The sequence below is a fragment of the Zoogloea sp. genome, from assembly GCF_028689785.1.
Taxonomy (GTDB): Bacteria; Pseudomonadota; Gammaproteobacteria; order Burkholderiales; family Rhodocyclaceae; genus Zoogloea.
Genome location: NZ_JAQVCN010000065.1, coordinates 1 through 11,110 on the forward strand (window position 1 = coordinate 1; position 11,110 = coordinate 11,110).

Below are 11,110 nucleotides of genomic sequence, written 5' to 3' on the forward strand. Positions count from 1 at the left end.
CTGGGCAGAGCCGACGGAGAGCTGCTTGAAGCGCGCCTGAAGACGGCCCCGGCCCTGGTCGCGCCACAGGATGTCACCGCTGGCCTCCGTGCTGCTGAGGCGGGCCTGCCAGCCGCCCTCCTCCATCACGGCACGCAGGTTCACGTCGCCCAGGCGCTGGCCCAGGATGAGCAGTTCGCCGGCCCGCAGAGCCAGCCCGGAGAGCGGGAAGGCGCTGGCACTCTCGGCGCTGTCGGTCGCCCCTGGCGTCGACTTGCCGGCGAGAGCCTTGCGCCACGCGTCGGCATCCAGCCGATCGGCCCGGGCAGCTACCAGCACCCCCTTGTCGGCCAGCCGGATGGGCTCATTCAGGGCCATGCCGCCCCGCGCGATGAGCATCTGTCGCCCTTCCCGGCGGCGCTGGAACTGGGCCTGGAACACTGACCCGGCCGCCAGCTTGAGGGTGTCGCCGGGCACCCCGCCGGCCGGCGGCACGCTCATCTCGAAACGGAAGGGCAGCGTCCCGGCAGCCGACTTGTTGAGGGGGTCGGGCAGGCTCGACGAGACCCCCTGCAGGCCGCTGTCGAGCACGAACTCGACCCCGCCCCGGGGCATGACGGTGATGCTGCCCTTCCAGGCGGCCGAGCCCGACAAGTGATCGAGCAGGGGCAGGCCCAGCTCCTTGCGCAGGGCCGCCATGCCCAGGCTGCCCTGCGCATTGAGCAGAATGCTGCCATCGGCGCGGCTGCCCCCGGCCACGCTCACAGGGTCGCCGAAGATGCGCGCGGCACCGCTGCGTACGTTGAGCTGGCTCTCGGTAAACTCGACCCGCCCGGTGGCCTCGGTGAGGGCTGGCATGGCCGGATCGAGCTGAAGCTGATTGCGGGTGAACTGGTAGTCCCCCTTGACCTTCGAGTGGTTGAGCTTGTGCAGGGGCAGCACCAGTTGCAGGTCCAGTTTGCCCCGTCCTTCGGCCTGGAAGGGGTCGGTGAAGTGGTTGATCATGCCGGCCACCGGGCTCTCGGCGATGAAGCGCAGGAAGTCCTGGGTGATCCCGTGGGCGCTGCCCCGGACGGTGAGGACCGAATCGGTCTCAAAGTCGGGCAGCACGGCGCTGACGTCCTGCAGGTCGACACCGAAAATGCGCCCGTGGCGGGCCTTCACCGTCATGCCGGCGCCCTCGAAGATCAGCTCTCCGGCCACGTCCTCGATCTTCGGCCAGCCCGGGGCGTAATCGAGTTGCCCGTCGCGGATACGCGCCGCCACCCGGAAGCTGCCATCCCGCGGGTTGCGGAAGGGGAAGCGCGACAAATCACCCTTGAGGACCAGCCGGGTATCCGCCGCCTTGCCCCCCACCAAAGCCTGCTGCAACCAGTCCCGGGCGGGCTTGCCAACCACGTGGGGAATGTAGCGCCACACGGCGGTGGCGTCTGCTTCCGTAAGATGGGCCTGGAGGTCGATCTGGCCAGGGGTGTCAGGGGTTGCCCGATAGCGCCCGGAGGCGGTGCCCCGGGCATCGTCATTGGCGAAGCTGGAGCTGGCCAGGGTCACTTCAAGGGCACCCTCCGGATGACTCCAACTGCCCTCGGCAGCCAGTTCGGACAGGCGCAGGTGCGGCTCGGGGAAGACCTGGGGCAGCTCCAGAGCGGCGTCCTGCCCGCTCAGGGTGAAACGTCCGCCCTTCTCATTGCCGACAATGCGCCCCGCCATGCCGGCAAAACCGGGCCAAGCGCCAAGAGGCTCGATGCCCACCCCCTCAAAGCGGGCATCCACCGCATAGGTGGCCAACACCTCGTCCTTCAGGCTCCATTTGAGATCCACCGGCGCCACCCGCCCCGCCGGGGCCAGGGTGGCCAGACGTTTGCGCAGGCCGCCGTCGAAGGGCAGGCGCTCCGCCAGGCGGGACAACACGCCCAGGTCAAGCTGGTTGGCCACAAACTCGCCCCGCGCCGAGGCAGTGGCCGTGGCCTCGACCACCCGCAAGAAGAAGTCGGTGGGAGCCACCACCAGACCGTCGCGGGTCTGCAGGTGCAGCTTGCGGCCGCTGACCTCCAGCCCGCCTTTTTCGCGTCGCGCCCGCAGGCGCCCGGCGGCTTCGGTCATGGCAATGTCTTCCAGATCCGGCGCCAGGCGTACGCGGGCGTCGCGCAGGGCAAAGTCGGCGGTGGCACCGAGCAGGTGCCCGTCGGCAAACTCCAGCCAGGCGCGGACACCGCCAGCGCCACTCACGTCAAGGGGGTAATCCACCCAAGCCCGCCAGGCCCCCAGATCGGCGTAGTCGAGGCTGGCATAGAGTTCGCCTCGCCATTCGGCAGGCCGTGCCGGGTCACGGCCGCGCAGGTCGCCCCGCAGGTCGAGGGCCGCGGCCAGGCGTGCCGGGGGCTGGGCACGCAGGCCAAAGCGGTGGTGGTCACCGCGATTGTCGAGGCGGAACTCAAGCTTGTCGAGCACCAGGGTTTCTGCACCCCGCAGGGCATCCGTCCACTCCAGCCGGGCATTGCGGATCACCACCTGGCGCTGGTCCAGCAGCCAGCCGCTGAAATCGCCCTGATCGCCGCCGGCTGCCACCGGCAGACCGGCCACGAAGAGCTGGCCGTCGGCGTTGCGCCGGATGGCCAGCTGGGGCGAATCTATCTCCAGCCGGTGCAGACGCAAGCGCATCCGCCACAGGGAACTCCAACCCACCTCGGCATCCACCCGGTCGAGGCTCAGGGCAGCCTGGCCGGCGGCATCACGAATCGTCACCCCCCCCATCTGCAGGCGCGGATGCAGGCCCTGCCAGTCGGCAGACAGGCTGGTGATATCCACCGGCAGGCCGAGGGAGCGGGACAGCATCTGGGCCACCTCGCCCCGGTATTCCGGCACCTTGGGCAACACCCCATGGCGCAAGGCCAGAAAGGCCAGACCGAAGACGAAATAGGCGATCACTCCCACCCAGGCCAGGCGTTGCAGGCACAGGCGCGGGAGATGGAGAAAGGACAGGCGGCCTTCAGCCACGCGCAGGATGAGGGCTCATCAGGGTCGCGGATGGCCGCCCGACGACGGCAACATCACGCAAAAACCGGACAGACCTGCGGAGGCAGACGCATCCGGCATGAGGCTTGACGAAAATCAGTCCGGCAGACATAAGACGGGTTGAACATTAACGAATCCGTATTCTACCAATCGGCCCACGCCATGTCCGAACAGCCCATCGCCCTGCCCCAGCCCATCCTCAACGCCCTCGCCTGCTCCCGCTTCCTGCGTCGCCAGCTCGACAGCCGGCCCTGGCTGGCCGCCAAGCTGGCAGCCAGCATCGCCGCCCCCCTGGACGCCACGGCCCTGCGCGACTACCTGCGCGAGGAGAAGGTGGACGACAGCACCCTCAAGACGGTGTTGCGCAAGCTACGGGCCTGGGTGATCTGCCATGTGATGGTGCGCGACATCGCCCGCCTGGCCGACCTGACTGAAGTCACCGAGACCATGACCCTGCTTGCCGACATCGCCGTGGAAGCCGCCCACGACGTGCTGCGCGAACAGCTGGTGGAGCGCCACGGCCGCCCGGTGTCCGCGGACGGGCGGGAGCAGGAGTTCATCATCATCGGCATGGGCAAGCTCGGCGGGCGCGAACTCAACGTATCTTCAGACATCGACCTGATTTTTGTGTACCCCGAAGACGGCAGCACCGCCGGGCCCAAGATCATCGACAACTTCGAGTTCTTCACCAAGCTCGGGCGCGGCCTGATCCAGGCCATCAACGACCTCACCGGCGACGGGCAGGTCTTCCGGGTGGACATGCGCCTGCGCCCCAACGGCGAATCCGGCCCCTTGGTGGCGAGCTTCGACATGCTCGAAAACTACTTCATCACCCAGGGCCGTGAATGGGAGCGCTACGCCTGGATCAAGGCCCGGGTGATGACGGGCATCCGCAGCGCTGAACTCAACGCCATCTCCCGGCCCTTCATCTTCCGCAAATACCTCGACTTCGGCGCCATTAACGCCATGCGCGACCTGCATGCGCAAATCCGCCGGGAGGTGGCCCGCAAGGACATGGCGAACAACGTCAAGCTCGGCCCCGGTGGCATCCGTGAAATCGAGTTCCTGGCCCAGGTCTTCCAGCTCATCCGCGGCGGTCGCGACACCTCCCTGCAGATCAAGCCCACCCTCAAAGTGCTGGGTCGCCTGGCCGAGCGGGGCATCATCACCCATGAGGCCGAGCGCGAGCTGGCCGCCGCCTACGACTTCCTGCGCCGGGTGGAGCATCGCCTGCAATACCTGGACGACGCCCAGACCCACAACCTGCCCACCAGCGAGGCCGACCAGGCCATCATCGCCCAAGCCATGGGCTTCGGCTCCTACGAGGCCCTGCTGGCCGAACTGGACGACCACCGCTCCGCCGTCGCCCGCCACTTCAACGGCGTATTCGGCGACCCCACCGAAAAGGGCCACGACCTGGACACCCTGTGGGCCAGCGCCGGAGACGAAGAGCGCTGCGGCGAAGAGTTCCAACGCCTCGGCTACCCCGACCCGGCCGCCGCCGCCCGCCGTCTGGCCACCCTCAAAACCGGCAACCGCTACCTGCAGATGCCGCCCTCCATCAAGACCCGCTTTGATCCGCTGATCCCCCGGGTCGTCGAGGCCGCCGCCGAAACCCCGGCCCCCAACGCCACCTTCGAGCGCCTTCTCGACATGCTCGACGCCATCAGCCGGCGCGGCTCCTACCTGGCCCTGCTGCAGCAATACCCGCAGACCCTGCACAAGGTGGCCGAACTGGTGGGCGCCTCGGCCTGGGCCGCCCAGTTCCTCAACCGCCACCCCATCCTGCTCGACGAAGCCCTCGACCCGCGCATGCTGGAAGAAGAAATCGACCTCAGCGCCTTCCGCACCCAGCTGGCTGCCCAACTCGACGAGATCGAGCCCGACATGGAGCGCCAGATGGACCTGATGCGCGAGGCCCACCACGCCCAGGTTTTCCGCCTGCTCACCAAAGACATCGCCGGCAAGCTCACCGTCGAACGCCACGCCGACTTCCTGTCGGCCCTCGCCGACATCATCGTGGACCTCACCGTCACCATGTGCTGGCGCAAGATCAAGACCCGCCACCGGGACGAGCCAAAGTTTGCCGTACTGGCCTACGGCAAGCTCGGCGGCAAGGAGCTGGGCTACGCCTCCGACCTGGACATGGTTTTCGTCCACGATGACGACGCCCCCGAATCCGCCGAGGTGTACACCCGCCTGGGGCAGCGCACCAACACCTGGCTGTCGGCCCAGACCCCCGCCGGCCACCTCTTCGAGACTGACCTGCGCCTGCGCCCCAACGGCGACTCGGGCCTGATGGTGGTATCCCTAGAAGCCTTCCGCCAGTACCAGCTGGAAAACGCCTGGGTGTGGGAACACCAGGCCCTCACCCGGGCCCGCTTCTGCGCCGGAGACAAGGCCATCGGCGCCAAGTTCGAGGCCATTCGCGTCGAAGTACTACGCCAGAAACGCGACCTCGCCAAGCTGCGCGAGGAAGTGCTGGCCATGCGCAAGCGCATGGCCGACGGCCACCCCAACAAGACCGACCTGTTCGACCTCAAACACGACAAGGGCGGGTTGGTGGACGTGGAGTTCATGGTCCAGTATCTGGTGCTGGGCTACGCCCACGAACACCCCAGCCTGTGCGGCAACCTGGGCAACATCGCCCTACTCCACATGGCCGGCGACCTGGGCCTGATCCCCGCCGACCAGGCCGGCACCGTAGCCGACGCCTACCGGGAATACCGCCGCCTGCAACACGGCCTGCGCCTCAACAACCAGGCCTCCCGGGTCGAACGAGGACAGTTCGCCGAAGCAGCTGCGGAAGTGCAGGCTCTATGGCAAGCGGTCTTCGGGACAGCCCGCTGAGAGTAAGCGTCCAGCCAAGTCTGACAACGTCTTCGACACGAGCAACACGAGCCGGGGTGTCTATGCTTACCTGTACTGACCGGCAGCAACGGCCAGAACTACTTCACCGGCCGCTCCGACGCCTTCGCCACCGGCACCTCCACCAACCCGAACAACGCCCGTCTCGACCTCGAAGGCATCCGCGTCGCCGCCGACGGCAAGAGCGTCTACATCTCCGACGAATACGGCCCCTACATCTACCGCTTCGACCGTGCCACTGGCGAACGTACCGGCGTGATCACCCTGCCGGAGAAGTTTGCCGCCACCACACCGGCCGCCACTGAAGCCGCCGAAATCGCCGCCAATACCAGCGGCCGCGTCACCAACAAGGGCATGGAAGGCCTCGCCATCACCCCCGACGGCAAGACCCTGGTCGGCGTCATGCAGAGCCCCCTGGCCCAGGACGGGGGCACCGCCGCCAGCACCGTACGCATCGTCACCATCGACCTGGCCACCGGCAAAGTCACCCACGAATACGCCTACCAGCTCGACAACATCGGCACCGCCGCCAAGCCCAAGTACGGCACCATCAGCGAAATCGTCGCCATCAACGACCACGAATTCATCATCGACGAGCGCGACGGCAAAGGCCTCGGCGACGACTCCAAAGCCGTCCAGAAAAAGCTCTACACCATCAACCTGAGCGGCGCCCAGGACGTGAGCAACGACACCGGCGCCACCGCCCTCGCCGGCAAGGCCGTCACCAAGACCCTGTTTGTCGACCTGGTCGCCCTGCTCAAGGCCAACGGCTACACCGACCGGACCATCCCCGCCAAGATCGAAGGCCTCGCCTTCGGCCCCGACGTGTGGGTGGACGGCGTGCTCCAGCACAGCCTCATCGTGGTGAACGACAATGACTTCCTCGACACCGTGGACGTCAATGGCACCCCCACCGCCAACCCCAGCCAGTTCTTCGTGCTCGGCATCACCGGCGACGTCCTCGCCAACTACCAGGCCCAGCAGATCCCCGAACCCGCCACCCTCGCCCTGGCCGCGCTGGGGCTGACGGGCTTCATGCTGCGTCGCCGGAAGTAAGCAAGCTCTGCCATACCCTCCTCGCCTTCTGGCGGGGAGGAGCTCCTGCTCATAAAGACCGCGTCAAGACGCTGCCCCACGCGCCCTCCAACGAACCACCCCCAAGGCCACCAGCCACACCAGCCCCAGCCAGAAGGCCGCGATGAAACACCAGCCGAAAACCGTAGGCGCACACCAACCCCAACCACACGCCCCATCATTCACCAGCAAGCCCGGTACACCGAGCGCGTGAAAGAGATAGACCGACAGGTAGGGAAGCGCCACCAGCACCCCGACGGGGCTATCGAGATAGGACGGCCAGAGCAAGGCGGGGGACAAGGCAAGGAAATAGGCGCCGACAAGGAGGGCGAAGACGCGGATGGGGTGGCGGAGAGGGTGGCGGACGTGAAGGGTCACCGGGAGCGTCGCATGGCTAGTGGAACATCTTCAGAAACGAAAATTCTTGCTCCTATTGGGCCGTCTGTAACTTCTCCCGGACAGGAAGCGGCGCTGGTTCAACCCGTTCGATCACGAACGGATCGGGCAATCCGTCGTCATTGACTCTGGCAATGCGTAAGGAGGCAACAAGCTCCTCCATAAGGGCATAGGCCCTCTTGATTGCAGCGGGGTAGGCGGCAGGGTCCGGATCTGCACTGTAATCATACTCCGGCAACCCAAAACCAAATCCAACCATGCGGTCTGAGGACAGTGCAGTCATATACGAATAACGCCGCCCGTAGCTCGAATCCATTGCGTTACGTACCCATACGCGTCCATTAATTACGACGGATTCAGGATCCAGATGGATCCGGTTGCCTGCCCCACTGAGAAAACTTCCTGCTTGAATCGCTCTTTCCACCTCATCTCGCGGACGAATACTATTTTTCAAAACCTCGCCGGACAGCTCTCGCAAACGCTCAGGCGTGGAAAACCGCAGCCTCTCTTCGGGCTGCAATACTCTATATACAAATAGCATACCCGCTGTCTCGCAGCGCCCGAAGAGACCAGGCGAAAAAAGACCTCTACAAATATACCAACCAAGGCTAGCGACCTTTAGTGCGCCTTTCTCTCGCGCAAGCAGCTTTTCCATCCCAGAATCCGGAGTTCGTGTGTTGGTATAGGGCCAAATCCAATTTCCGGGAACAGCCCGCATATCTGGCACCTTCATGGACAAAATAAATTCATCCATTTCGAAGCGGTAATATTCACCGGGATTAAGGAGCTTTTCTGAAGCAAGACTCACATGCGGGTCAAAATAGGGCGGAGCACTCTCTGTCAGACGGCGCATGGCGGCTACGCCTTCCCGATGGATACCATACCGCCTCATGTGCGAGTAGAGCGCATCCCGCTCATCTCCGTAACGCTGCCACCACGCCTCCGTATTTTCGGAGGCAGCATAGGTTTGAATTGAGGCACCTATCAGCATGGAAACGATCCCGGCCAATGCTACTTTGCACAGTCTTAGGATCACTTTGGCTCCTTCCGTAGTCCATCCCACTTGTAGGGAAGAGTGTGCGGACTTTGCTGTATGGTATGCCTCAAACACAAAATTTCTGACACTTCCCCGTGGTGCGCCCCCTATTTATTCATGAGTTCGAGTGCAACAGCCCTAAACCTAATTATCTTATCTTCATAACTTAATGAGTTCCATAAAAAGTGTGTTACCGCCTTTACTGCGAACTCCCCCATGCTCTGATCTCCTACTGAAACGATATTGGTTGACCCACACTGCGGGCACGGTGGATTAGAGATATGAAAAAAAAATCCATTTTCGTCTGGATCACAAGCCACCCTTCCATAGACCTCCTGCACAAAACCATCTTCAACATGAAATTTTTCATAAAGATCAACAATACCAATAACCTCTTTGTAAGTTTCATCTTCAAATGCATTTAAATACCTGCACTCACCTGATGCAGACCACAACAAAAATTCCCCGTAGCTATAATCGCCTAAATCTGGAGCATTAAAACGAGCAGAGCACTTTTCACACACACAAGCCCTTTTTAATATTAATTTCATTCTTTCACCGGCGCAATCATTTGTGGTTTCAGAACCTCATTAAAGTCACTTAGAACAGCTATATTCACCCCATCCGACGTACGCTCAGACACAAACCTGATGGCATTGTATCCGCTTGCTTTCGCTTGATCTGCCAATTGTTTCATTTGCGCTGTTTTTTCACCACCTGAGTAACCCCATTTCATTGCAACATCAGGGTTCGTCAGATCCAACAATTTTACTCTACTATGATCGATGGAAAATCGTATTCCCGTGAAAGGATCAACACCATAATGATTCATTTCTGCTATTGAGGTACCAGGCTCTTCCGCAACGTAAAATGCTTTACCAAACCGGGAGTTCGGATTGAGATAATTTTGGTCTATTCCATACTCTAAAATATTCTTAACTGCACTAGGGTATTCCGTTGAATGCCAAACATTATCAGCAACACCAGATCTTGCGGCTCCATCTACACCCTTTGCCCCAGCCCCGACGTTCCCAACCACCTTACCACCGACCTTCGCCACGACCGCCCCAGCCCCGCTTACGGTCAGCACCCCATCGGTAAACAACTTCGCCCGCAGTTGCGTCGCTTCGTCGGTCTTCCCCTGCGCCTCCAGCGCATTCGCTTGCGCAAGGGTGTTGGAGATGAGCGCTTCAGTTGCATCAATCGGATGAGCCAGGAAGTTGCCAAGTCCCTTGGCGAGGTTGCCAAGTTGCGCCTGGGCTTGGGGGTCGCCCGCGGCGGCCAGGCCCATCGTGACGGTCAGTTCGGCGGCACCCACCACGCCACCCACAACACTCTGCGCAGCGCCCGTCAGCGTGTTGTATGCGCCTGCATTGCTGCTTCGCAGGTTGTACTGGGTCGCCAGTGTTTGGCTCTCCGAGCGTTCCTTTCCGATGACACCAAATAGATCCAAGCCATCGGACTGGCCTACATAGCTTGCTGCAGCGACGGTGACCTGGCGCCGCTGCTCGGCACACGCCGTGCTGGTGGGTGCCGTACACGCAGCGGCCAGTGCTTCGTTGCGCGCTTTGTCACGGGCTTCGAGGGTTTTGATTTCGGCTTGTGCTTCGCTCCGGCATTGGGTGCTCTGACAGGCTTGGAGCTTTTCCTTGGCCTGACTGAGTTGACGTGCTTCGATGTGATTGAGCCAATTGTTCTGCGCCGCATTCCCCGCCGCACTGGCCCCGACCTGAGCATCGCCCCCCACCAGGGTGGCCGCCAGGGCGCCGAAGAGGCGGGCGACGTCCACTGTCCTACTGGCCTGAGTGGCGCTGACCGGCTCACGGTTGCCGCCATACCATTCGGCCGCCAGTTCGCCGGCCAGGCCGCCGATGGCGCCAGAGCCACAGTCGCCGCCTTTGGCGGCGCCCAGGGCACAGCCGACAACGAGGTGGCCCATGCGATTGCTGAAGCCACTCAGATCGCCCACGCTGTTGGCGGCGCTGGCCCCCGCTGCGTCGATGACGCCGGTGGTGATGGCCCGGCCCAGTTTGTCGCCCAGATCACCGCCGTTGATGGCGGTGTCGATGATCGCGCTGGCGGTGTTGTTGATGACGTTCTTGCCGATCTGGGCGACCAGGTCGGATTTGGCACTGACATTGGCCAGCGGAGTGAAGCCGCCGTCGGCGTTGGGAACGCTGATGCTGCCGGCCAGCGCGCTCAGGGCACCAGCCGTGACCATGGCGGTGGCAACGCTGCGGAGGGCTTCCTCCCGGCCCAGGTCGCTCAGGGTTTTGCCGAGGTTGCCCTTGTTGTTGATCAGGCTGACCGTGGCCTGTGCCGCCAAGGTCGTCAGCCCCGCGGTTGTCGCCGCCCCCGCTGCTGCACTAGCTGCTGCCGATCCGGCGGCCGTACTGGCAACGGCCGAAGCTGTGGCGGTCGTACTGGCAGCGGCTGCCGAGGCTGCGCTGGCTTCGACTGCACTGCCAACCACTGCGCCCAGACCAAAGGCTGTGCCATAGCTGCGTGATATGTAGTCCTCAGTGTTGCGGCCGGCGGCGAGGGTGAGGGTGGCGTCGCGGGGGAAAGGGGAATTGTGGTGCATCCCCATTTCACTATTTCACGCAGGGTTTATTACACCCGCTCAAATATTCCCGTAAACGGTCCATCGGGCCACACTAGGCGCCAAACGCTGTCACTTGCGACATGCCTGAACCACTTTTCAGTGAAGCTGGGGGCATCAAGATACGGCTTCACGACTGG

Annotated in this window: 7 protein-coding genes; 2 read left to right on the plus strand and 5 right to left on the minus strand. The window is 63.2% G+C overall.

Going from position 1 to position 11,110, the window contains the following annotated elements:
• On the minus strand, nucleotides 1–2,976 hold a 2,976-nt coding region (locus PHI64_RS19730; protein WP_299886751.1), incomplete at its 3' end, for a YhdP family protein.
• Nucleotides 2,977–3,156: 180 nt separating this feature from the next.
• Here PHI64_RS19730 and glnE point away from each other — a divergent pair.
• Together glnE and PHI64_RS19740 are read left to right on the plus strand one after the other, a co-directional pair.
• Nucleotides 3,157–5,844 (plus strand): bifunctional [glutamate--ammonia ligase]-adenylyl-L-tyrosine phosphorylase/[glutamate--ammonia-ligase] adenylyltransferase, encoded by a 2,688-nt coding sequence (glnE, locus tag PHI64_RS19735; RefSeq protein WP_299886754.1) that lies wholly within the window; start codon nucleotides 3,157–3,159, stop codon nucleotides 5,842–5,844.
• Nucleotides 5,845–5,919: 75 nt separating this feature from the next.
• Nucleotides 5,920–6,918 carry an esterase-like activity of phytase family protein gene (locus tag PHI64_RS19740; RefSeq protein ID WP_299886775.1) on the plus strand — a complete coding sequence of 333 codons (999 nt, stop codon included), beginning with the start codon at nucleotides 5,920–5,922 and terminating at the stop codon, nucleotides 6,916–6,918.
• A gap of 63 nt (nucleotides 6,919–6,981) precedes the next feature.
• Here the strand turns inward: PHI64_RS19740 and PHI64_RS19745 are convergent, their stop codons facing one another.
• From PHI64_RS19745 to PHI64_RS19760, 4 genes are all read right to left on the minus strand, one after another.
• Complete coding sequence (locus PHI64_RS19745) at nucleotides 6,982–7,314, minus strand: hypothetical protein (RefSeq protein ID WP_299886757.1); 333 nt, start codon at nucleotides 7,312–7,314, stop codon at nucleotides 6,982–6,984.
• Between the two features lie 52 nt (nucleotides 7,315–7,366).
• Entirely contained in the window at nucleotides 7,367–8,323 is a 957-nt protein-coding gene (locus PHI64_RS19750; protein ID WP_299886759.1) for a hypothetical protein, read from the minus strand.
• A 152-nt stretch (nucleotides 8,324–8,475) separates the two neighbouring features.
• Entirely contained in the window at nucleotides 8,476–8,919 is a 444-nt protein-coding gene (locus PHI64_RS19755; RefSeq protein ID WP_299886762.1) for a hypothetical protein, read from the minus strand.
• Entirely contained in the window at nucleotides 8,916–10,952 is a 2,037-nt protein-coding gene (locus PHI64_RS19760) for a DUF637 domain-containing protein (RefSeq protein ID WP_299886765.1), read from the minus strand. Before PHI64_RS19760 ends, PHI64_RS19755 begins: the two co-directional genes overlap by 4 nt.
• Nucleotides 10,953–11,110 lie beyond the last annotated feature (158 nt).

Bases quoted from the DNA above. Each gene is read 5' to 3' on its own strand.
- PHI64_RS19750 (WP_299886759.1), bottom strand. From the start codon at position 8,323: ATGCTGATAGGTGCCTCAATTCAAACCTATGCTGCCTCCGAAAATACG.
- PHI64_RS19760 (WP_299886765.1), bottom strand. From the start codon at position 10,952: ATGCACCACAATTCCCCTTTCCCCCGCGACGCCACCCTCACCCTCGCC.
- PHI64_RS19755 (WP_299886762.1), bottom strand. From the start codon at position 8,919: ATGAAATTAATATTAAAAAGGGCTTGTGTGTGTGAAAAGTGCTCTGCT.
- glnE (WP_299886754.1), top strand. From the start codon at position 3,157: ATGTCCGAACAGCCCATCGCCCTGCCCCAGCCCATCCTCAACGCCCTC.